General features: G+C 63.0%; 21 protein-coding genes. 9 read left to right on the forward strand and 12 right to left on the reverse strand.

Annotated features, from left to right (window positions below):
- Positions 1–31: 31 nt before the first annotated feature.
- From V1288_RS12490 to murJ, 8 genes are all read right to left on the reverse strand, one after another.
- Positions 32–730: an HAD family hydrolase gene (locus tag V1288_RS12490; protein WP_334357323.1), complete on the reverse strand. Its 699-nt coding sequence runs from the start codon at positions 728–730 to the stop codon at positions 32–34.
- Between the two features lie 5 nt (positions 731–735).
- A complete protein-coding gene (locus tag V1288_RS12495; RefSeq protein ID WP_334357324.1) occupies positions 736–1,185 on the reverse strand; it encodes a Fur family transcriptional regulator in 450 nt (149 codons plus the stop codon).
- A 53-nt stretch (positions 1,186–1,238) separates the two neighbouring features.
- The gene (gene rimI / locus V1288_RS12500; protein ID WP_442893941.1) at positions 1,239–1,724 is read right to left on the reverse strand and encodes a ribosomal protein S18-alanine N-acetyltransferase; all 486 of its coding nucleotides are present in this window, start codon (positions 1,722–1,724) and stop codon (positions 1,239–1,241) included.
- Positions 1,721–2,422 carry a tRNA (adenosine(37)-N6)-threonylcarbamoyltransferase complex dimerization subunit type 1 TsaB gene (tsaB, locus tag V1288_RS12505; RefSeq protein WP_334357325.1) on the reverse strand — a complete coding sequence of 234 codons (702 nt, stop codon included), beginning with the start codon at positions 2,420–2,422 and terminating at the stop codon, positions 1,721–1,723. Before tsaB ends, rimI begins: the two co-directional genes overlap by 4 nt.
- Before the next feature lie 87 nt (positions 2,423–2,509).
- On the reverse strand, positions 2,510–3,079 hold the full coding sequence (locus V1288_RS12510) for a NifU family protein (protein WP_334357326.1): 570 nt from the start codon (positions 3,077–3,079) through the stop codon (positions 2,510–2,512).
- 129 nt (positions 3,080–3,208) lie between these two features.
- Positions 3,209–3,703, reverse strand: coding sequence for a universal stress protein (locus V1288_RS12515; protein WP_334357327.1), 495 nt, complete (start codon positions 3,701–3,703; stop codon positions 3,209–3,211).
- A 92-nt stretch (positions 3,704–3,795) separates the two neighbouring features.
- Positions 3,796–4,848: a tryptophan--tRNA ligase gene (gene trpS / locus V1288_RS12520; RefSeq protein WP_334357328.1), complete on the reverse strand. Its 1,053-nt coding sequence runs from the start codon at positions 4,846–4,848 to the stop codon at positions 3,796–3,798.
- A gap of 182 nt (positions 4,849–5,030) precedes the next feature.
- The gene (gene murJ, locus V1288_RS12525) at positions 5,031–6,575 is read right to left on the reverse strand and encodes a murein biosynthesis integral membrane protein MurJ (RefSeq protein ID WP_334357329.1); all 1,545 of its coding nucleotides are present in this window, start codon (positions 6,573–6,575) and stop codon (positions 5,031–5,033) included.
- A 220-nt stretch (positions 6,576–6,795) separates the two neighbouring features.
- Here murJ and V1288_RS12530 point away from each other — a divergent pair, with 220 nt between their 5' ends.
- The 6 genes from V1288_RS12530 to V1288_RS12555 all read left to right on the forward strand — a co-directional run bounded on the left by V1288_RS12530 (position 6,796) and on the right by V1288_RS12555 (position 14,345).
- On the forward strand, positions 6,796–7,797 hold the full coding sequence (locus V1288_RS12530; RefSeq protein ID WP_334357330.1) for an adenosine kinase: 1,002 nt from the start codon (positions 6,796–6,798) through the stop codon (positions 7,795–7,797).
- Between the two features lie 127 nt (positions 7,798–7,924).
- A complete protein-coding gene (locus V1288_RS12535) occupies positions 7,925–10,663 on the forward strand; it encodes a type I restriction endonuclease subunit R (RefSeq protein ID WP_334357331.1) in 2,739 nt (912 codons plus the stop codon).
- A gap of 40 nt (positions 10,664–10,703) precedes the next feature.
- Positions 10,704–10,964 (forward strand): antitoxin, encoded by a 261-nt coding sequence (locus V1288_RS12540; protein ID WP_334357332.1) that lies wholly within the window; start codon positions 10,704–10,706, stop codon positions 10,962–10,964.
- On the forward strand, positions 10,961–11,368 hold the full coding sequence (locus V1288_RS12545) for a type II toxin-antitoxin system VapC family toxin (RefSeq protein WP_334357333.1): 408 nt from the start codon (positions 10,961–10,963) through the stop codon (positions 11,366–11,368). The genes V1288_RS12540 and V1288_RS12545 overlap by 4 nt, the downstream gene beginning before the upstream one ends.
- A complete protein-coding gene (locus V1288_RS12550) occupies positions 11,365–12,894 on the forward strand; it encodes a restriction endonuclease subunit S (protein WP_334361286.1) in 1,530 nt (509 codons plus the stop codon). The genes V1288_RS12545 and V1288_RS12550 overlap by 4 nt, the downstream gene beginning before the upstream one ends.
- Positions 12,891–14,345 carry a type I restriction-modification system subunit M gene (locus V1288_RS12555; RefSeq protein ID WP_334357334.1) on the forward strand — a complete coding sequence of 485 codons (1,455 nt, stop codon included), beginning with the start codon at positions 12,891–12,893 and terminating at the stop codon, positions 14,343–14,345. Before V1288_RS12550 ends, V1288_RS12555 begins: the two co-directional genes overlap by 4 nt.
- 819 nt (positions 14,346–15,164) lie before the next feature.
- Here V1288_RS12555 and V1288_RS12560 read toward each other — a convergent pair.
- Positions 15,165–16,352, reverse strand: coding sequence for a serine hydrolase domain-containing protein (locus V1288_RS12560; RefSeq protein WP_334357335.1), 1,188 nt, complete (start codon positions 16,350–16,352; stop codon positions 15,165–15,167).
- Between the two features lie 105 nt (positions 16,353–16,457).
- Between V1288_RS12560 and V1288_RS12565 the strand changes: the two genes are divergently transcribed.
- From V1288_RS12565 to V1288_RS12575, 3 genes are all read left to right on the forward strand, one after another.
- Positions 16,458–16,742 carry a hypothetical protein gene (locus V1288_RS12565; protein WP_334357336.1) on the forward strand — a complete coding sequence of 95 codons (285 nt, stop codon included), beginning with the start codon at positions 16,458–16,460 and terminating at the stop codon, positions 16,740–16,742.
- Positions 16,723–17,043, forward strand: coding sequence for a hypothetical protein (locus V1288_RS12570; RefSeq protein ID WP_334361287.1), 321 nt, complete (start codon positions 16,723–16,725; stop codon positions 17,041–17,043). Before V1288_RS12565 ends, V1288_RS12570 begins: the two co-directional genes overlap by 20 nt.
- A 254-nt stretch (positions 17,044–17,297) precedes the next feature.
- Complete coding sequence (locus tag V1288_RS12575; protein WP_334357337.1) at positions 17,298–18,794, forward strand: NAD-dependent succinate-semialdehyde dehydrogenase; 1,497 nt, start codon at positions 17,298–17,300, stop codon at positions 18,792–18,794.
- Between the two features lie 21 nt (positions 18,795–18,815).
- On the opposite strand, the gene V1288_RS12580 is transcribed toward V1288_RS12575, so the two are convergent.
- From V1288_RS12580 to V1288_RS12590, 3 genes are all read right to left on the reverse strand, one after another.
- Positions 18,816–21,014: an SLC26A/SulP transporter family protein gene (locus V1288_RS12580; protein WP_334357338.1), complete on the reverse strand. Its 2,199-nt coding sequence runs from the start codon at positions 21,012–21,014 to the stop codon at positions 18,816–18,818.
- A 103-nt stretch (positions 21,015–21,117) separates the two neighbouring features.
- Positions 21,118–21,924 (reverse strand): crotonase/enoyl-CoA hydratase family protein, encoded by an 807-nt coding sequence (locus V1288_RS12585; RefSeq protein WP_334357339.1) that lies wholly within the window; start codon positions 21,922–21,924, stop codon positions 21,118–21,120.
- 88 nt (positions 21,925–22,012) lie between these two features.
- Positions 22,013–22,927, reverse strand: coding sequence for a phosphoribosylaminoimidazolesuccinocarboxamide synthase (locus tag V1288_RS12590; protein ID WP_334357340.1), 915 nt, complete (start codon positions 22,925–22,927; stop codon positions 22,013–22,015).
- Positions 22,928–22,992: the final 65 nt, after the last annotated feature.

A 22,992-nucleotide genomic window follows, 5' to 3' on the forward strand; every position in this document is an offset into this window, starting at 1 on the left:
GCGCCAATCCGGCGCGAGGCTTAGTTATAGGCTAAACCGCTGGAAATCCAGCGATCTGGCCCGGTTTTTGGCCCATTTGCGTGATCAAAACGGGCAATTGCCGCATATCGTTGAACGTCGCAGTGGCCCCGGCCGCGCGCAGGCTGTCGCCATAACCGGGGCGGCAGTGGCTGCCGCCGTGAAACCCGAGCACGGGCATCCCGGCGGCGACGGCGCCCGCGATGCCGGCGACGCTGTCCTCGATCACGAGGCAACGCGCAGGCGCGGTCTGCATCTGCTCGGCGGCAAACAGAAACAGATCCGGCGCCGGCTTGCCATGGCGCACCTGTACCGCCGAAAAAATGTGCGGCGCAAATCGATCGTACAAGCCAACGTGATTGAGGCTGGCGCTGATTTTCTCCGGCGGCCCGCTCCATGCGACGCAGACGGGCAGTGCAATCTGGGCCAGCGCTTCGCCGATATGGGGCATGGCTTCCAGCGAAGTCGCAAACAGTCGGAAAATCTCGGCGTACGTCTGGGACTGAAAGTCGTCGGGCAGACTGCGGCCGAGCTCGGCTTCAACTTCGACCGTCGCCTGGCGCATCGAGCGGCCGAGAAACCGCTCGAGCACCTGTTCCGCCGTGATCGGATAGCCATGCCGCGTCAGCGTCTCCGCATGCGCGCGGCATGAAATGACTTCGCTGTCGACCAGCACGCCGTCGCAATCGAAGATGATGAGATCAGGATTCACGAAAACTAGGTTTTGTCATCGTCGAGCGGGACGCAGTACAGTTCCAGCCGGTGATCGACCAGCTTGTAGCCGAGCTTGCGAGCGATCTCGGCCTGCAATTTCTCGATCTCCTCGGAGGTGAATTCGATCACCTTGCCGTCGCGCAGATTGATCAGATGGTCGTGATGGCTGTCGGGCATCTGCTCATAGCGCGCTCGCCCCTCGCGGAAATCGTGCCGCTCGATGATTCCGGCATCTTCGAACAGCTTGACGGTGCGATACACCGTCGAGATCGAGATCTTGTCGTCGACCGCGACACAGCGCCGGTAAAGTTCCTCGACATCCGGATGATCGACCGAATCGGCGAGCACGCGCGCGATGACGCGGCGCTGTTCGGTCATGCGCATGCCGGTGGCGGCGCAGCGGGCCTCGATACCGGTATTCTTGTGCGCAGACGGGGATTTCAGTACGGGCATGGTCTCGAGGCCTTGGGACGTCAGGTCGGGGGTGTTTTGCCACCCGGTACATATTACGACAAGTCACGCCGCATCAGAAGCGCATTCAATTGCTCGCCGCCGGGCTGCTGATAATAGCGTTCCCGGTGGCCAACCACCTCAAATCCGGCCCATTCATACAGGCGCCGCGCGGGCTGATTGTTTTCTTCGACCTCGAGGAACACCTTGCCTACGCCGCGGCCCGCGAGGTGACCGAGATGCGTCAGCAACAGGTTGCGCGACAGGCCGCGGCCGCGTTGGGTCGCATCGATGGCGATCGACAACAGCTCCGCCTCGTCAGCCGCCATGCGCGACACCGCAAAGCCGATGATCTTGCGCCCCTGTCGGAGCCGGTGAACGAGCGTGTTGCGCTCGGTCAGCATGACCTCGAATTCGCCTTCGCCCCAACCGCGGTGAAACGATGCGCCGTGCAGTTGCGCCAGGCGCGCCGCGTCGCGCGGGCCGGCCGGTTCGATCACGGCCGTGCCGCCGCCCCACCAATCGGAGAGCCATGTCATCATGATGCCGGCGGCTGCGCGGGGCCGGATAGCGGATCCTTCGGCGGCTTGGCATCGGGCGCGCGCAGGTAATAGGGCCGTGCCGGTGAACTCTCGGGACTGACGGCGGCGCCGAGCCACGCCACCCAGGCGATGTCGGGCGCTGCCTGCTGATCGATCTTGAAAGGCGGCGGCGCCTCGGCCGGCCAGCGGTCGGCCAGAATCTTTGCTGCATTGCCGACCAGATGTGGCGCCCCGAAGCGCGCTGCGTCGAGCGCTTCCGCGATCGGCGCCACCTTCGGCTTGATCAATGAACGGCCGTCGCCGGCCACCGCCTGGAAATAGACGTGATCATGCCGCGCGTCGATGACTGATATGACGGGATGCTGTTCGTCGTTCTTGCTGACCATGGGGGCGGCAAACGCGGTCAGCGTCGTCACGCCGACGACCGGCTTGCCGGCGGCGAGCGCAATGCCGCGAGCGGCGGAAAGGCCGACCCGCAATCCGGTAAAGCTGCCGGGACCGGTCGTCGCGGCGATGCGGTCGAGCGCGGCAAACGCAACGCCTGACGCCTTCATCACGCGGGCGATCAGCGGCATCAGGGCTTCGGCATGACCGCGCTTCATCGGCTTCGATTCCCGCGCGACGACCCCGCCTGCGCCGGTGTCGAGCACGGCAGCGGCGCAGGCATCGAGCGCGGTATCGATGGCGAGGATCAGCATGGAAAGGCGAATGGCGAGCGGCGGATAGCGAATAGATTATCGGTGTTCGTCTCTATTCGCCACTCGCTGCTTGCCATTCGCTTTTTCTCACACCGGCCGGACTTCGACCACGTCGGGCACGAAGTGCCTCAAGAGGTTCTGGATGCCGTGCTGCAATGTCGCCGTCGAGGACGGGCAGCCGGAGCAGGCGCCCTTCATGTTGAGATAGACGACGCCGTCCTTGAAGCCGCGGAAGGTGATGTCACCGCCGTCATTGGCGACCGCCGGCCGCACCCGCGTCTCGATCAGGTCCTTGATGGTCGCCACCGTATCGGCGTCGGCCTCGTTGAAGAATTCGCCCTCTTCGTCCGCCGCCTCGTCATTGCCCGCAGTGCCATCGGCGAGCAGCGGCGCGCCGGACATGTAGTGCTCCATGATGGCGCCGAGGATCGCGGGCTTGAGGTGCTGCCAGTCGCCATCCGTCTTGGTCACGGTGACGAAATCGTAGCCGTAGAACACGCCGGAGACGCCGGGCACGCCGAACAGTCTTTCGGCAAGCGGGGAGCGGGCGGCGGCTTCGCGGTTGGCGAATTCCATCGTGCCGGTATCGAGCACGGTACGGCCCGGAATGAATTTCAGGGTGGCGGGATTGGGCGTGGCTTCGGTCTGAATGAACATGGTTTTTCTCCGGCGTCGCCGGTTCAAGGCCGGCGCGTGGGGTCTCCTGTAGCAGATGGCGACCGCCAGCGCACGATCAAGGGGCGCAAACCAGCAATTCTGTAAGCGTATCAAGCCTTAAGCAAAGGCCTAAGAAAGCCCGTCGATGTCCGAATCGCTTAAGTCGCCGGGGACGATGACGACGGGAATCGGGAACGAGCCCGCGGCCTGCGCCATCATGCTGATCAGCGGGCCGGGCCCCTCGGGGCCCGGATTGGCCGCCAGCACCAGCATCGAAATATCGACGTCCTTGTCGATCACGTCGAGGATCTGGGTGGTCGGGTCGCCCTCGCGAATCACCCGTTCCGGCGTGATCGCGGCGATGCCGTTGGCGCGCCCCGCGGCGCGATCGAGCGCCTCGTTCGCAGCGTCCTCGGCCTCGGCGCGCATCAGGTCGGCAACGCCCAGCCATTGCTGGTTCTGATCTTCGATTTCGATGATGCGCAGCATCACCACGCCGCCGCCGACGCGAATGGCCCAGCGGCTGGCATAATAAACCGCGCGGTCCCATTCCGCGGTGTCGTCAACGATGACAAGGCATTTTGGCTTGTGACCCGTCTCGTAGCTTCGTCGCTGGGTGGTCATGCATATCCCGGTGCTGCGCCAAACCGCCGCATGCTGCCACGGCGCAGCCGCCTTCGACAAGCGGCGTCGCTGTTGTCAGGCTACAAGGAAAGCTAGCTTTTTCGGATGAAGCCGACGATGTCCTTGGCCGCCCGCATGGTTTCATCGGCGATGACGCGCGCCCGGTCGGCGCCGTCGACCAGGATCTTGTCGACATGGCCGGGGTCGGCGACCAGCCGTTTCATCTCGGAAGCGATCGGCGAGAGCTTTGTGACGCAAAGTTCCACCAGCGCGTTCTTGAAGCTGGAGAACTGCCCGCCGCCGAACTCCTTCAGAACGTCGGCCTTGCTGCGCTCGGACAGCGCGGCATAGATGCCGACGAGGTTGTCGGCCTCGGGCCGGTTTTCCAGGCCCCTTTCTTCCGACGGCAGCGGTTCCGGATCGGTTTTGGCTTTGCGGATTTTTTGCGCGATCGTGTCCGCATCGTCGGTCAGGTTGATCCGCGAATTGTCCGAGGCATCCGACTTCGACATTTTCTTGGTGCCGTCGCGCAGGCTCATCACCCGCGTCGCCGGTCCGGTGATCAAAGGTTCCGGCTGCGGAAAGAACAGGCCGTCATTGTAGCCGCGGCTGCGAATCGAATCGCCGAAGTCGTTGTTGAACTTCTGCGCGATGTCGCGAGATAGCTCCAGATGCTGCTTCTGGTCCTCGCCGACCGGCACATGCGTGGCGCGATAAACCAGAATGTCCGCCGCCATCAGCACCGGATAATCGTAGAGACCCACGGAGGCGTTCTCGCGGTCCTTGCCGGCCTTCTCCTTGAACTGGGTCATGCGGCTGAGCCAGCCGACGCGCGCGACGCAGTTGAAGATCCATGTCAGCTCGGCATGGCCGGTGACCTGGCTCTGGTTGAACACGATGTGCTTGTTCGGATCGATGCCGGCGGCGATGAAGGCCGCGGTGACCTCGCGGGTGTTGCGGGCAAGCTCCGCCGGGCCGCCCCAGACGTCGAGCCCCATCGTGATCGCGTGCATGTCGACGACGCAATAGATGCAGTTATGGGTTTCCTGCATCTTCACGAAGTTGACGATCGCGCCGAGGTAATTGCCGAGATGCAGATTGCCGGTCGGCTGGACGCCGGAAAAAACCCGTTCAACAAAAGCCATTTTAAGCTTCCCGAGGATGCCTGTTTCGCGCCGTCGTTTGCCACGCAGGGGCTGTCAGCGCAAGCCGCCAGATGGGCCTCCGCCGTCATCCTGAGGCGCGAGCGCAGCGAGCCTCGAAGGATGGGCCACGGGCCATACTCATCCTTCGAGGCGCGCAAGGGCGCGCACCTCAGGATGACGGTCTAGCCATTTGTTTGCCTGATCCCGTTGACCGCCTCGCGCCAGCCGGTGACGCCGAAAAGCCTTAAGAACAGGCCGTAGAAGGCGATTCCCGCCGATATCACGGCCAGTAGCAGAACGGCCTGCACGAGCCCATGCGCGCCCGAACTGAGCGCCGGCAGCGACCGTGTCGCCAGCCACAGCAGCGCGGCCATCGCGAGCGCTGCCAGCATGATGCGCGGCAGCCGCCGCTTCGCGCTAGCATCGATCGAGAATCCAAATGTCTCCGCACCGCGGCGGATCAGGCTGAGCGCCATGCTCCAGGCGCCGAGCGCGATCGCCGCCGCAATGCCGTCGGCGCCGTACCAATGGCTGAGCACGAAGGCCGCAGCGACCGCCAGCACCACGCCCTTTAGCGCGGCGATCAAAGGCGTCAGCGTATCCTCGCGCGCGAAAAACGCCGGTGACAGCGCTTTGACCAGCACATGCGCCGGCAGCGCCAGCGTCAGCCACATCAGCGCGCGGGCGGTCGCCGCGCTATCATCAGCCGTGAAGGCGCCGTGCTCGAACAACAGCCGCACGATCGGCTCGCTGAGCACCATCAGCCCGAGCGTGGCGGGCAGCGCCAGGCCGACGGCGAGTTCGAGCCCGCGCGATTCCGCATCTGCCGTGGCGGCGTGATCTTCGCTGCGTACCGCGCGCGATAATTCCGGGATCAGCACCGTGCCCATGGCGACGCCGACAATGCCGAGCGGCAGTTCGACCAGGCGGCCCGCGAAATAGAGCCACGACACCGCCGAGGGCGACGAGGAGGCGATGATCGCGCCGGCCACCATCAGCAACTGCGGAGCGCTCGATGCCATCATGCCGGGCGCCGCCTTGCCGAGAAAGCCGCGTAGCTCCTTGTCGAAGGAAATGCGCAGCGGCGTTGCAATGCTCTCGCCACGGCGCAGCACCAGCACGGAGAGCTGCAACAGCCCGGCGATGCCGACGGTGGCTGCGATGATCTGCGCGGCCCGGGCCGGCTCCGGCTTCGCGACCAGCAGCACGGCCATGACGCTGATCAGCGCAATGTTGAACAGCAGCGGCGAAAACGCCGTCAGCGCGAAACGGCCCTGCGCGTTCAACAGCGCCATCATGACGGTCACGGGACCCGCGAAGGCGAGGTACGGCAGCATCAGCCGGGCATTGTCGGTGGCGAGTTGCATCGTCTCGCGCCCGGCAAATCCCGGCGCCAGCACGGCGATGACCAGCGGCATCACCAGCGCCAGCAAGGCGGTCGCAACGATCAGGATCGTTGCGATGGTGCCGAGCACGCGCCCCGCGAACGCCGCCGCCGCCACAGCGCCGCCGGCTTCGCGCACCCGCAGCCATGCCGGCACCAGCGCGGCGTTCAGCCCGCCCTCGGTCAACAGCCGCCTGATCACATTGACCAGTTGAAACGCCGCCAGGAACGCGTCCGCAACCGCGCCAGCGCCGAGCAGCGCCGCGAGCACGGAATCGCGCACGAATCCAAGCAGCCGCGACGCCAGCGTTCCCGAGGAGACCGTGAGAAAGGAGCGGATCATTGAGGGCCTTATATCAGCAGCCTAGCTTGCTGCCAGCAGACCCTCATCCTGAGCAGCCGCGGAGCGGCGTCTCGAAGGATGCGGCCACAGACGGGCCTGCATCCTTCGAGACGCAGCGCGAGCGCCGCTCTTCAGGATGAGGAACAGGCAGCCTTGCTGCCGCGGGCCCCGCCGTGGTAGCCCGACCCTCATCGCAAACAGCCGTAAACAGGACGCAACGATGACTGACGCAAAATACGACGTTCTCGGGATCGGCAATGCGATTTTCGACGTGCTGGTGCAGACCGACGAGGGCTTTCTCGCCCGCCACGGCATGACCAAGGGCGGCATGGCGCTGATCGACGAGGCCCGCGCTGCAGCGATCTACCAGGAGATGGGCCCGGCGACCGAGATGAGCGGCGGCTCCGGCGCCAACACCATCGTCGGCGTCGCCGGCTTCGGCGCCCGCACCGCCTTCATCGGCAAGGTCAAGGCCGACCAGATCGGGACCCTCTACAGCCACGACATCCGCGCCGCCGGCGTCGCCTTCGAAACGAAGGCGGCGGAAAGCGGCCCCGCTACCGGCTGCTCCTACATCCTGGTGACGCCGGACGGCGAGCGCACCATGAACACCTATCTCGGCGCCGCGCAGGATCTTAACGCATCAGACATCGACGAAGCGCAGATCGCCGCCGCGCGCATCGTCTATCTCGAAGGCTATCTCTGGGACCCGAAGAACGCCAAGGAAGCCTTCGTCAAGGCGGCCAGCATCGCGCACTCTGCCGGCCGCCAGGTGGCGCTGACGCTGTCGGATTCCTTCTGCGTCGATCGCTACCGTGACGAGTTCCTCGACCTGATGCGCAAGGGCACCGTCGACCTCGTATTCGCCAACGAGGCCGAACTGCATTCGCTCTACCAGACCTCGGATTTCGAGGGCGCGCTGAAGCAACTCCGCGAGGATACAAAACTCGCCGTCGTCACCCGCAGCGAAAAGGGCTGCGTGGTCGCAGGCCACGACGGTGTCACATCGGTGCCCGCGTTTCCGATTCAAAAGCTCGTCGACACCACAGGCGCCGGCGACCTGTTCGCCGCCGGCTTCCTGTTCGGACTTGTGCGTGACGCGGGCTACGAGGCGGCGGGCCGGCTGGGCGCGCTGGCGGCGGCCGAGGTGATCCAGCACATCGGGGCACGGCCGCAGGTTTCGCTGAAGGAGTTGGCGGGGCAGAACGGGCTGCCGGCGTAGGGCTGGGAGAGGGCGCGACCTCTCCACCGTCATGCCCGGGCTTGTCCCGGGCATTCACGTCTTGTCTTACGTGCCACGCGAGGTCTGCGGGCTTCCGGTCAGGCTCAACTTCGCTTAGAAGTTGATCATGGGTGATTTCGCCTTCCATCCCGAGGACAAGGCCCGGTCATTGATCGACAAGCGTCTTCTCGCTTGTGGGTGGTTGATACAGTCCAAGGCCGAAATGAACCTTGGCGCCGGGCTCGGCGTGGCGGTACGCGAATTCCAGACGGCCTCTGGCCCCGTGGACTATGGCTTGTTCGTCGGGCGCAAGCTCTGCGGCGTGATCGAAGCCAAGGCCGAAGGCAGCACGCTTTCCGGCTTTTCGGAGCAGGCGTCGCGCTATATCGCCGGCATGCCCAAGCACCTCGTCCATGACGAAGGTCAGGTTCGTTTCGAATATGTCGCGTCGGGCTCCGAAACCATCTTCCGGGATCACGCCGATCCTGATCCGGCTTCGCGCCATGTCTTCACCTTCCATCGGCCGGAAACGTTGGAGCGTCTGCTAAGGGAGCCGCTCACTGTGCGGGGCCGGCTTCGGGCCATGCCGCCATTCATCACCGATGGTTTGCGCGCCTGCCAGATCGACGCCGTGTCCGCGCTCGAAGGCTTGATGGGACAAAATCGTCCGCGCGCACTTGTGCAGATGGCGACTGGTGCCGGGAAAACCTTCACCGCCTGCACGCTGAGTTACCGGCTGCTGGCACATGCAGGGTTCAAGCGAATTCTGTTCCTGGCCGATCGTGCCAATCTCGTTCGCCAGACGCGCGATGAATATCTCGCCTATCGCCCGCCCGGCACCGGACGCTCGTTTTCCGAAATCTACAACGTGCAGAAGCTGGGGGCGGGCGGATTGGATAAGTCGGCGCAGATCGTGATCGCGACGATCCAGCGCGTCTATTCCGTTTTGACCGGCAAGGAATTGCCGGAGGAAGAGGAAGAGGCCTCGTCCTTCGAACTATCGAGGGCCGATACCGAGCGGCTCGTTTCCTACAATCCGTCGATCCCGATCGAAAGTTTCGACCTCGTCATCACGGATGAATGCCACCGTTCGATTTACGGCACATGGCGGCAGGTGCTGGAGTATTTCGACGCCTTCACCGTCGGTCTCACCGCGACGCCCTCGCTGCACACGCTCGGTTTCTTCGGCAAGAATCTTGTCGCGCAATATCCATATGAGCGCTCTGTCGTCGATAGCGTCAACGTCGGTTTCGAAATTTTCCGCATCCGCACCGAGATCGGCGAACGCGGCAGCACGGTGAAAGCGGGCTACGATCTGCCCGTTCGCGACAAGCGCACCCGGGCGGAGCGCTACGAGACGCTGGACGCCGATTTCAGTTACACGCCCGACCAGATCGACCGCACGGTGCTGGTCCCGAATCAGATCCGCACCGTGCTCGAAACGTATCGCGATTCGCTGTTCACCGAGCTGTTTCCTGGCCGCACCGAAGTCCCGAAAACGCTGATCTTTGCCAAGGACGATCACCATGCCGAGGAGATCACCGGAATCGTTCGCGAGGTTTTCGGCAAGGGCAACGACTTTGCCAAGAAGATCACCTACAAGACCGACGGGCAGGACCCGGAAGAACTGATCCGCTGCTTTCGCAATGACTACAATCCGCGGATCGCTATCACGGTCGACATGATTGCCACCGGTACGGATGTGAAGCCGCTGGAGGTGCTGATCTTTCTGCGCGACGTGAAATCCGAACTTTATTTCGAGCAAATGAAGGGGCGCGGCGCGCGCACCATATCCGCAGAAAAATTGCGCGAGGTGACGCCCGATGCCGAGGCAAAGACCCGCTTCGTGCTGATCGACGCAGTTGGCGTGTCGGAAAGTCTCAAGACCGTATCGCAGCCGCTGGAGCGGGATCGTGCCGTCTCTTTCGATAGGCTGATCGATGAAATCGCGGCCGGCCGCCGGGATGATGACGCCTTTGCCACATTGGCGGCACGCCTCGCGGCCCTCGACCGGCGGATCGGGGACAAGGACCGCGCGGCAATCGTCAAAGCCTCGGGCGGTGTCGATCTTTCCGGTATTGCTTCACGCCTGCTCGACGCCATCGATCCCGATGCGTTGGCCCAGCGTCTGCCGGCCGACGCCACGGAACCGGAGCAAAAGAAGGCGCGTGAAGCCGCAAAGGATGCGGCAGCGATTATTTTCGACGATCCCAAGCTGCGAGCCTTGCTGAAGGACGTCAAGGCTGCCGCCGACATCCGCATCGACACCATCTCGACAGATGCCGTGGTCTCCTCGGGCTGGGACGAGAAAAAGGCCACCGACTCGGTGCAGCGATTTACGCGTTTTCTGGAAGAACGCCGCGACGAGTTGGCTGCGCTGCAAATCCTCTATCGGCTGCCGTATGCGCAGAGGCGATTGACCTATGAGGCGGTGGACGATTTGAAGGAGGCCCTGAAGCGCCCGCCATGGCTGCTGGAGCCCGTCGACATCTGGCGCGCCTACAAGCGGCTCGCATCCGACAAGGTGCGCGGCAATCCGGCCGGAACGCTGGCTGACATCGTCATGCTGGTGCGCTATGCGCTTGGACAAGCGGAATCGCTGGAGCCGATGTCCTCGCTCGTCGCCGGTCGCTTCAACCTATGGCTTGGCCGCGAGGAAAAGGCAGGCCGCACTTATACCGACGCACAGCGGGGCTGGTTGATGGCGATCCGCGATCATCTTGGCGTCAATATCGAAATCAGGCCCGAGGACCTGATGGATGCGCCGGAATTTTCCGCGCGCGGCGGCATCGTCCGGGCGCGGGCGTTGTTTGGCGCGCGGCTGCCGGCCCTGCTGGACGAGTTGACGGACACGCTGGTCGCGTGATATATATCATTGGTATCTACCGTATTGAAGGAGGCGGATGATGAGTGGAACCGCCAAATTGTTCATGCATGGCCGCAGTCAAGCGGTGCGTCTGCCTAAGGAATTTCGTTTCGAGGGCAGCGAAGTGCTCGTCAGCAAGGTAGGCGACAAGGTGATCCTTGAGCCCCTCAAGAAGCAGCCCGTCGATCTCGACAAGTTCTGGGCCGAACTCGACGCGCTTGGAGCGAGGGACTTCCTGCCGGACGGCATCCCGGACGAAGCGCCGGCCGAGTCGGACCCGCGTGTTTTCTTCGAAGAATGATCTGTCTCGATACCAACATCGTCATCGCGATCGTGAACGGACGCAGTTCGTCGCTTCGCCATCGGCTCGGAGAGCAGATGCGGGGAGGCACGGCGATCGCGCTGCCGGTCGTCGCGCTGTTCGAAATGCGCTACGGGCTTGCCAAGAGCGGCCGACGTGAACATAACGAGCGCCTGCTCGAAAAATTTCTTGGTCTCGGGGTCGATGTTCTCCCTTTTGAGGTGGAGGACGCCGCGCATGCCGGCGATATCCGTGCTCGGCTGGAAAGCGCGGGCACGCCGATTGGCCACTATGACTATCTGATCGCCGCGCAGGCCCGTCGGCGTGACGCCGCTTTGGTGACGCTCAATGTCAGGGAATTTTCGCGCGTGCCGGGATTGATTGTAGCGGATTGGGCGGCGTGATGGCGGACGGTGGGGCGGTGGTGGAGAGGGTGAAAGATCTGGCGGAGGCGGAAGGGCCGTGGATGCTTCCGGAGGGGTGGGCTACGACGAAGCTTGAACAAATTGTTGAGCGTCTGACTGATGGAACCCATCAGCCTCCGAAGTTCACAGCAAGCGGAATTCCGTTTGTGGTGATCGGTAACGTTTCAGGCGATGGAATAGATTGGTCGTCTATTAGCAAATGGGTGTCGCCCTCGACCTACTTAAGCGAATCCAAGCGCCTGCGTCCTTCGCGAGATGACGTCCTATACACAGCAGTGGGAAGCTATGGTCTTGCGATAAGAGTTCTTGATGATCGCGAATTCATGTTTCAGCGCCACATCGCATATTTGCGACCCGACAAGGCGCTCGTTGATCCCACCTATCTCTGCTACGCGCTGAACTCCCCGGTACTGCGACGACAAGCCGACCGAGCGGCGAGAGGTGTGGCACAAAAAACGGTTACTCTAGGGTCTTTGCGCGAATTTGATATTCCCCTAGCGTCCCTCGCAGAACAACGCCGCATTGCGGCGCGAATGAATGCGCTATTTGCTGAGATTGCCGACGGCGAGGCGGCGCTGGTAGCTGCGAGGAAGGGTCTCGACATCTTCCGCCGTGCGCTGTTGAAAGCTGCGGTCACTGGCGAACTCACGAAGGGCTGGCGTGCGGCGAACCCCGCGTCCGAAACCGGTCATGACGTCCTTGCCCGGATCGCAAAAGCTCGTGCGACGAAGGCTCCCGCTAAGGGCCGAACCGGTCACAACGTAGATGCCTTGTCGCTAGATATTAGCGCGCTCCCGACGCTCCCGGAGAGCTGGGCTTGGGCAAGAGTCGGCGAGGTGATCTCACAAATGGAGTACGGAACATCGGAAAAATGTGATTTCGGTTATAGCGGGATTCCGGTCCTGCGCATGGGCAATGTCGATTTCGGCTCGCTCCTCTACACAAAGCTGAAGTATGCACCCAAGGATACCGCGCTACCCATACTGCAGGTAGGCGATCTCGTTTTTAACAGGACCAACAGCGCTGAACTCGTTGGGAAATGCGCTGTATACAAAGGTGAAGTCAGCCCATGTTCGCTTGCCTCTTATCTCATAAGGCTGCGATTCGATGGTATTTCGCCTGACTTCGCCGCACTTTGGATCAACTCCGCTTATGGCAGGAAATGGATTGCAACAAACAAGTCGCAACAAGTAGGCCAAGCTAACCTCAGCGGCGGAACTTTGAGAGGCATGTCCATTCCCATTCCACCCCCCGATGAAGCCGAAGAAATCCTCCGCCGCGTCGCAGACGCGCTCACCGCCACCGCCGATACGTTGACGTTGCTCGACGCGGAAGCCGCCGATGCCGCCCGGTTGAAGCAATCTACCCTCAAGGCCGCCTTTGAGGGGCGCCTCGTATCACAAGATCCCCTCGACGAACCCGCAACCGCGTTGCTCTCGCGCCTCGCTGCTAATTCACTCGCTATGCGCGCCAAGCGCGGGCGGGCCAGAAAGTCCACCGCATGAACGCCCAAGCCCTCGTTGCCAAAGTCTGGAACTTCGCGCATGTGCTGCGCGATCAGGGCGTCTCCTATCAGGCCTACATCAGCCAGATTTCCTATCTGCTCTTCCTCAAGATGGACGAGGAGCGCGTTACGCAGATCGGTGAAGCGTCGATGTTGCCCAACGGTGCTCGCTGGGACGACATCAAGGACCTCTCTGGCGAAGCGCTGAATGCGACGTATGTAAAGTTGCTCGACAAGCTGTCGAAGCAGGGCGGCATCATCGGCGCGATCTTCCTGAAAGCGCAGAACGAGATTCAGGACCCGGCGAAACTCAAGCGCCTGGTTGGCCTGATAGACGGCGAGGTCTGGCTCGGCCTTCCCGTCGATGTGAAGGGCAACATCTACGAAGGCCTGCTGGCCCGCAACGCGGAGGATGTCAAATCTGGGGCGGGGCAATACTTTACGCCGCGTCCTCTGATCGAGGCCGTGGTTGAGGTTGTCGACCCCGAGCCGCATCAGACCGTGCACGATCCGGCCTGCGGCACCGCGGGCTTTCTGCTCGCCGCATGGGATCGCATGAAGCAGCATACGAAGGCGCGCGACCGCGGTGTCTATTCGGCTCTGAAGAACAAGTTTTCCGGTGTCGATATCGTGCCGGAAGTCGTGCGCCTCGCGGCGATGAACCTCTATCTGCACGGCATCACCGGCGTCGATTCGATCGTCGAGGCCAAGGACGCGCTGTTGGGTGCGGGTGGCAAGAGCTACGACGTCATCCTCACCAATCCGCCGTTCGGCAAGAAGCAGAGCTATCGCATCGTTCGCGACGACGGCGAGATCGACAGCGAGCGCGAGGATTACGACCGGCAGGATTTTTTCGTCACCACGTCGAACAAGCAGTTGAACTTCCTGCAGCACATCATGACCGTGCTCGCTCCGAACGGCGAAGCCGCCGTGGTGCTGCCGGACAACGTATTGTTCGAGGGCGGTGCAGGCGAGACGATCCGGCGCAGATTGCTCAAGAACTTCGATTTCCACACGCTGCTGCGGCTGCCGACGGGCATCTTCTACAAGCAGGGCGTGAAGGCGAACGTGCTGTTCTTCGATAAGAAGCCGCCTTCGGAGGCGTCTGCCACAAAGGATCTCTGGATCTACGACCTGCGTACCAATCAGCGTTTTACGCTGAAAGAGCGTCCGATGGTGCGGGCCGACCTCGATGATTTCATAGCCTGCTATAAGTCCGGGAATCGCGCGAAGCGCGAGGAGTCCGAGAAATTCAAACGCTTCCCGCTGGAAACCTTGCTGGCGCGCGACAAGGTCAATCTCGACATCTTCTGGGTCAAGGATCACGCGCTCGACGATCCCGATCTGCTGCCGCCGCCCGACGAAGTCGCCGCCGAAATCGTAGAAAGTCTGGAAACGGCACTCGATCGCTTCCGCAATGTCGCGAAGGCGCTTGGAGAAGGTCCAGCGTAAGGGCGCGTCTGGAGAAATCTATTCCCTGTCGCCCCAGCACTGATTTGCCCGACACCACAAATCAAAAAACGATCTTCCGAAAAAATAATCCGCTTCGCGTTTCCCCCAAATCACCCTTACAACTTCCGCCATCCCGTCCCCCAGAGAGGGGCGTTTCGCGATCGTCACTAAACGCGGTGCGGTGGACGCGGCAGCGTCGGGCGCGCAGACGTCGTCGCAGGGCGGGCTCTTCCCGAGTTCGTGAGCGAAGGGACGGCACGCAGACGACCGATGCTAAAGCGCTTCGCGCGAGACTTCGGTGGGTATCAAGCCCGTCGAGGTTTTGGCGTAGGGCGTGCCGCGTACGGCCAAGTCGTGTGGTCCTGGCACCCGTTGCTGGTGTCAAGTCCGCGGAGGATGTGCCGGCCCGACCGGGCAGGCCCTATCCGTCAATCCGCGGATGACGGTGGCTAAAGGAATTCGCACACCGGGGAGAGCACGAAGTACGCCGTAAAACCATTGCGCAGGGAAGGCCGGATGCTCTCCGCTGGACCTGTATGCTCGTGTGCGTGCTTTTTGCGCAAATTGCACACGAGACCGCGGGTGCAGCGCGCACCCGGTCTTCCCTGCGCCCTCTTTCTCAAGGGAGGGCGAACGAAGATGCAAACCTCGGGCAGTTTCATGTCGCGAGATCGCGAAATCATGTCAGCCGTTGTAACCATCGAAGGTGCGTCAATCACAGCCGTCATTGCGAGCGCAGCGAAGCAATCCATCGTGCCACATAAAGAAAGAATGGATTGCTTCGCTTCGCTCGCAATGACGGTCTCTAACGGATGCTCCTCACGCCGCGCGCTGGCCGCTGCCGGCATCGAGCCCGGCATAGATCCCGCTCTCGAAGCCCGCAAAGGCTTCCAGCGCCTTGACGTCGGCGAACGGCAACAACTGCATCAGGATCACGCCTGCGACGTCGCGCGCGGGGTCGATCCAGAAATAGGTGTTGGCAAGGCCGGCCCAGGCGAGGCTGCCGGCGCTGCGGCCCTCCGCCGTCTTGGCGGTGTTGATCAGGAACGAGAGCCCCCACTTCTTGACGATGTCGGGGAAGAGATCGACATCGTTGGTATAGATCGGCATCACCGTTGTCATCTTGCCCATGGTGAGATCGCCGATGTGGTTCTGGCTCATCAGCGCCACCGTCTCGGGCTTCAGCACCTGGTTGCCGTTGCCGCGGCCCTGGTTGAGGATCATCTGGGTGAACTTGATGTAATCGGCCGCGGTGCCGTAGAGCCCGCCGCCGCCCATGTGAAATTCCGGCGCCTGTTCGAGTTCGAACGGGATCGGTGCGAGCGATCCGTCCTCGCCGCGCGCGTGCATGCCGACCAGCCGCTGGCGCATGCTGTCGGTGATCTTGAAGCCGGTGTCGTTCATGCCCAGCGGTGCGAGCAGGTTCTCGCGCAAGTAGACATCGAGCTTCTTGCCGCTGACGGCTTCCACCGCCTTGCCGACGAAGTCGATATTGATGCCGTATTCCCAGCGCGTGCCGGGATCAGACGCCAGCGGCGTCGTCAGCGCGGCGTTCAGGCAGGAGATGACGCCGGGCGTGCCGGTCTTCTCCATGTATTTCCCCATGTCGCCGTTCCACATCTCGTAGCAGAAGCCGGCGGTATGCGTCATGAGATGCCGCAGCGTGATCGGCTTCGTGGCGGGGCGCAGCTTTGGCTCACCGCTGGCGTCAAAGCCTTCCAGCACCTGCGGGTTGGCGAGATCGGGAAGGATCTTGCCGATCGGCTCGTCCAGCGAGAGCTTGCCCTGCTCGACAAGCTGCATGCCGGCCGCCGCCGTAATCGCCTTGGTCATGGAGGCGATCCAGAACACGCTGTCGGCGGTCATGGGGTCGTCCTTGCCGAGGTCGCGCTTGCCGAACGCGCCTTGATAAATCACCTCGCTGCCGGTCGCCGCCATCGCGACCACACCGGGAATCTCCTGGGCCTCGCACTTCTGACGCAGAATCTGATCGATCTGGGCTTGCATGGGTCACCTCCCGCTTTGATTTTTATGGAGTGGCGCGATCTTCCTCCCGGCTGTGCGATCCGGCAAGCGGCCGCGGATGGCCGCCGCCGCTGTCGCGATCTCGTGATGGGCAAACCGCGTGGGCAGCGGTGGCGCGGTATGGGCGGCACCGAACTGCCACACCTCGCCACAATCCGCGGTGGACGATCTCGTCCGTCGGTGACCGGCTTAACCATCCACGATAACGTGATTTCGCCACGATTCCCGTCGCCGATTTTTTGCAGTAAAGCGTTCAGATTCCAGCACAAACGTTGCTCGTCGGCTGGACCAATTGACCAAAATTATCTCATTTTCCGCTTGTGCGAAGGTGCGCGCGATGATTTCGACTTCGATGATTTCGACCTGGAGTGAATGGAAGCGGTATCCCCGTGCCGGACGGGGCGAGAATATCGAGGCGCCGATCACCCCCGGCCTCTATGAAGTCCGCTATGCCGGCACCGGCGCGCTGCACTCCTTCGAGGCGGTCGATAACGTCGCCCAAGCACTGGCGCGGCTTTCGGTCGGGTCCAAATCCTGGTTCGGCCGCCGTGACAGCGCCAAGCTGCCCGATCTCGAATACCGGACCTGCGCGACCTCCTCGAAAGCCGACGCCAAGGCCGCCGCGCAACGCATGATCGGTCGCCGCGAAACCTATATGAGCGGGGCGGCGTGACCTACGTCGTCATTCCGGGACGCGATTGAGGTCGTCATTCCGGGATGGTGCGTTAGCACCAGACTCGGAATCTCGAGATTCCCCGGTGTGCAATTGCACACCTGAGGTTCGGTCCTTCGGACCGCCCCGGAATGACGGTGGTCCCCATTGCCTTCAACATTCGTTGACGCAGGCCTGCCGTAGAGAGCGGTGCATTGCTGACGATACGGGCCTATACTCGGACCAATCTCTCAAGAAAATCCGAGGAGTACGCCATGACCCCGCCCGTCGCCGCACGCGCTTCGAAAACCTCCCACCCCTCGCTGCACGACCGCCTGAAAGACCCCTCGCTGCTGCGCGACCGCTGCTACATCGACGGCGCCTGGGTCGGCACGCCATCGCGCCCGGTCACCAACCCGGTCAATGGCGTGGAACTGGCAAAGGTGCCGGCGTTCAGCACGGCGGAAGCCACGCAAGCGGTCGAAGCCGCCGAGCGCGCGTTCCCGGCCTGGGCCAAGCTCACGGCCAAGCAGCGCTCCAACATTTTGCGCAAATGGTTCGATTTGATCGCGGCGAACCGCGAGGACCTCGCGCTGATCCTGACCTCAGAGCAGGGCAAGCCGCTGGCCGAAGCGCTCGGCGAGGTCGATATCGGTGGCGCCTATGTCGAATTTTTCGCCGAGGAAGCCCGCCGCGTCTATGGCGAAACCATCCCGACCCAGCGGCCGGATGCGCGGCTGCTCGCGATCAAGCAGCCGATCGGCGTCTGCGGCGCGATCACGCCGTGGAATTTTCCGTGCTCGATGATCACCCGAAAGGTCTCGCCGGCGCTCGCCGCGGGCTGCACCGTCGTGCTCAAGCCCGCCAATGAGACGCCGCTGACCGCGCTGGCGCTGGTCGCGCTCGCCGAAAAGGCCGGTGTGCCGAAGGGCGTGTTCAACATCCTCACCGGCAATTCATCTGCCATCGGCAAGGTGCTGTGCGAGCACCCGGCCGTGCGCTTCATAGGCTTCACCGGCTCGACCGAGGTCGGCAAGATTCTTTATCAGCAGGCTTCAGTGGGCGTGAAGAAGCTCGGCCTCGAGCTCGGCGGCAATGCGCCGTTCGTGGTGTTCGACGATGCCGATATCGATGCCGCGGTCGAGGGCGCCATCATTTCGAAGTACCGCAACATGGGCCAGACCTGCGTCTGCGCCAACCGGATCTACGCCCAGGACAAGATCTACGACCAGTTCGTCGAAAAGCTCTCGAAGAAGGTCGCGGCGATGAAGATCGGCGACGGCACGGAAGCCGGCGTCACGCAGGGCCCGCTGATCAATATGGCTGCGGTCGACAAGGTCGAAAAGCACATTGCCGACGCGGTCAAGGGCGGCGCGAAGATCGTCACCGGCGGCAAGCGCCATGCGCTCGGCGGCAGCTTCTTCGAGCCGACCGTGCTTTCAAATGTGAAAGCGGACGCGCTGGTTGCGCATGAAGAGACCTTCGGCCCCTTGGCGCCGGTGTTCCGCTTCAAGGACGAGGCCGACGTGATCGCGATGTGCAACAACTCGCCGTTTGGCCTGGCGTCGTACTTCTACGCGCGCGATCTCGGCCGCGTCTGGCGCGTCGCCGAAGCGCTGGAAGCCGGCATGGTCGGCGTCAACACCGGCCTCATCACGACGGAAGTGGCGCCCTTCGGCGGCGTGAAGGAGAGCGGGCTTGGCCGCGAGGGCTCGCATCACGGCATGGAGGAATATGTCGAGATCAAATACGTGATGATGGCTGGGGTGTAGGAATCACCCGGGCCACGTTCGTTACCGCCGCAGCACGGCGATGGTGCGGTTTGCGAACGAGAGCCGCTCCGCCATCACGGAGACAAAGTACGTCAGGAGCTTTTGGCTCAGTTCGGGATCGTCGGTCTTGATCGCTTCGAATTGATGCGTGTTCAGCACATAGAGCACGCTGGCGACCTCGGCCTGGATCGTCGCGCTGCGCGGCGCGTGCGAGACGAGGCCCATCTCGCCAATCGTGGTGTAGCGGCCGAGGCTGCGCACCCGCGTGGTGCGGCCATCATCGGCCGGCACCATGATGCCGACACGACCGTCGAGGATGAAATGCATGGAATCGGCGGCGTCGCCGACGCGCACGATGGTCTCGCCGGTGTTGACCTCGATGCGCTGGCAGCGGCGGATCAGCTCGTCGGCATCGTCCTCGCTGCCTAGAATCTGGACGAACCAATCGCGCAGATTGGCCGATTCCCGTGCGAGTCCCTGATGCTGGGTGATGAGCTCGTTCTCGCACCATTCCAGCGCATGATCCAGTTCGGGAATGACATTCACCTCGTTCGAGATGAACTCGCTCGACCGCAAGACCTTCTCGGCGGTGGCGGAAAGATGCACCAGTACCAGCTTGACGCCGAGGTCGTGCGCGCTGCGCTTGATTTGCGCAAAACTGTAGGCGGCCGATGAATCGATGCCGGTGACGAGCTTGAAATCGAAAATGAGATAGCGGCATTCGGGACAGCGCTGCAGCAACGCCTTGACGTGCTGATAGAGCCGGTTGGCCGAGCCGAAGAACAGATAGCTCTGCAGGTTCAGCCCCTGGATCTTGCCGCCATGCGCCAGCAGCACCTGCTGGTCGCCGCGCGAACGATCCAGCGAGCTGCGGTATTCCGAACCGTCAAAGCTGTATTTGATCGATTTGATCCGCGCCGCGCTCAGCGCGAAGGTCGCGCAGCCGATCACGACGCCGATCAGCACGCCGGGGACGAAGCCCCACCCCACGATTATGACGATGATCGCCAGCAGCGATACATATTCTGTCTTCGAAAGCCGCTTACGCGACTCGACGATCCATCTATGCAACTGATCCGCACCGAGATAGATCAGGAGGCCGCCGAGAACGAATTTGGGCATATAACCGAGCAGATCCGGCGCGACCGCCAGCATTAGCGCGGAAATGGCTGCAGCCGTGAGGCCGGAAAGGCGGCCGCGGCCGCCGCTTCCGAGATTGAGAACGGAGCGGCTGATCGAGACGCAGCCGGGATAGCCCGCCAACGCGCCTGCCAGGATATTGGCGAGGCCGGTGACGTTCAGTTCACGTTCCAGATCGGCCTCGCGATGGACGGCGACTTCGATACCGGTGGTGTTGAAAAGCGTGCTCGAGGCGGTGACGAAGATGACGGCAATCAAATTGCCGAGCAGGTCCGGTATTGCGTACCAGGGATAGTGGCGGATTTCGCCTGCGCTCCACGGCAGCCTGAAGTGGGTCGGTGGTGGCGGCTGGAAGGTCCAGCCTGACGCCTGAGCCACTTCCGGCGAGATGCCGAAGATCCAGAATGCAAGGTGGGCGGCGATCACGCCGCCGATCAAAGTGGCCGGCAACCCCAGCGAATGGCGCGAACGGCGCCAGGTCAAATACAGGATCAGCGCCATGGCGCAGGCGGCGCTCAATTCGGACAGTGTGACGATGTTTGCGAACTGGTCAAACGTTCCGAATTGCAATTGGTGACCCGTGATCACTCGGATCGCGCCCAGAACGATTAACAGGCCAGTCGCGCCGAGAAATCCGCCGACCACGGGATAGGGCACATAGCGGATGGCCCGGCCCAGCCGCGTCACGCCAAAACCGCAAAGCACGACGCCGGTTGCCATGGTGGAAAGGCCGAGCGTGATCAGCACGGGCGCGAGCAATGGCGCCGAGGGGTCGGTCGCGGCCATGCGTTCGACCAGCGAAGCGGCCAATATGCCCGTGATTGCCGCCGTCGAGCTCTCAGGACCTCCGATCGCAAAGGGCAGCGAGCTGCCCAGCGCAAGCGCGGCGGCGAGCACGGCCGACGTGATGAACGTGGCGGCGACGCCATAGGACAGATAGGGCGTCAGCGGCCCGGCAAAGATCAGCAGCGCGTAGGAAAGGCCGAACGTAATGCTCAGAATGCTGGCGGCGCCACCGCCGAGAACATCACCAAGTGCGCGGCGCGCCCGCGGACCAAAATTAACAAATCGACTGACCATTTGCCCCTTGCTTCCGCTGTCAGTCGTAGACGACAGCGGAGCAGGGCGCCAACAAGATTTTCATGACAACGAACCCCCGGATGGCGTCAGCGCCAGTCCCGCGTCAACCATTCCCGACGTCGCCGCCGAACGCGCCATGGCGGCCAGCGCCGGACGCAAAGCGCGTCGCGCCGGACAGCGTCTCGCCCGAGGCGATCACCTCGAGCCCGCCGCGCATTTCATTGGCGATCGCCTCCTCCTCGGAAAGGTCCCATTGCCGCAGCGCCGATAGCCGATCTGCCCGTAGGCAGGTCTGCGGGAAGCGCGCGATCTCCTTGGCCAGCGCGATCGCATGCGCGCACGCCTCGCCACGGCCGACAACACGGTTGGCGAGGCCCATGCACAGCGCCTCCTGCGCGCCGACCGGGCGGCCGGTGAGGATCAGATCGATCGCCTGCGAGTGACCGATCAGCCGCGGCAGGCGGATGGTGCCGAGATCGATCAGGGGTACGCCGAAACGGCGGCAGAAAATGCCGAAGGTCGCATCCTCTGCGACCACGCGCATGTCCGCCCACAGCGCCAGCTCCATGCCGCCGGCCACCGCAAAACCTTCCACTGCGGCAATTACGGGCTTCGACAGCCGCAACCGGCTCGGCCCCATCGGCGCAATCGAATCATGCCCGCCGAACTCGCGCCGCTTGTTCGGATCGCCCGCCGCCACTGCCTTGAGGTCCGCGCCCGCGCAGAAATATCCGGCGGTGCCGGTAAACACCGCGACCGATGCGCTCTCGTCGGCGTCGAAGGCAAGAAACGCATCATACAGCTTCCGCGCGGTTGCGCCGTCGACGGCGTTGCGGCAATGCGGGCGGTTGATGGAAACGATGGTCACGGCACCATCGCGTTCGACGAGCACGGCGTTGGCTTCGGTCATGAGGCGCTCCCTCTGCATTTTTCAGGGAACGAGCTTCGCACCGGATGGGTCTAATGGGCAATCCTGTATGTGCTCGGCTATGACGGTGCTAGACTTGCAGCTCACTCCCCGTCACACGCCGGTATGCTTCGAGATACCGCTTGCTGGTCGCATCGATCACGGTCGCCGGCAGCGGTGGGGGCGGGGCGTCGCCGTTCCAGCGGCCGGCGCGGCGCTCGGCGTCGAGATAGTCGCGCAGCGGCTGCTTGTCGAAGGAGGGCTGCGGCCGGCCGGGCTTGTAGACGTCGGCGGCCCAGAACCGCGAACTATCCGGCGTCATCACCTCGTCGATCAGGATGATGCGGTCGTCCGCGGCGCGGCCGAACTCGAACTTGGTGTCGGCGATGATAATGCCCTGATGACGGGCAATACGCTCGCCGAAATTATAGACCGTGCGCGCCATGCTCTCGAGCTTCCCGGCGACGTCATCGCCCAGCAGTTCGCGCACCCGGGTGACCGTGATGTTTTCGTCATGGCCGGTTTCGGCCTTGGTGGCCGGGCTGAAGATCGGCACGTCGAGCTTCTCGCTTTCAACCAGGCCGGGCTTCAGCTCCTCGCCGGCGAGCGTGCCGGATGCGGCATATTCCTTCCAGGCCGAGCCGGAGATGTAGCCGCGGATCACGCATTCGACCGGGAAGACGGTGGTGCGCCGGCACAGCATCGCGCGGCCGACAATATCGGCGCGGTGATCCTTCAGCGCGGGCACTTCGCGGATGATCTCGTCGGCATCGGCGCTGATCATGTGATGCGGCACCACGCCTTCGAGCTGGCGGAACCACCACGTGCTGATCTGGGTCAGCACCGCGCCCTTCATCGGAATGGTCTCGGCCATCACGACGTCGAACGCGCTGATGCGGTCGGTGGTGAGCAGCAGCACGCGGTCGTCGCCGACGGCATAGATATCGCGGACCTTGCCGCGGCCGATCCGCGGCAGGGGCAAATCGCTGGCGAGCATCGCGTTCATCAGGTCTTGCTTTCGGGCAGGCGTGCCGGCGCAGGCGCCAGCGCGCAAATGAGAAAGCGGAGCAA

This window comes from Bradyrhizobium sp. AZCC 2176 (genome assembly GCF_036924645.1).
In the GTDB taxonomy this organism is placed as follows: Bacteria; Pseudomonadota; Alphaproteobacteria; order Rhizobiales; family Xanthobacteraceae; genus Bradyrhizobium.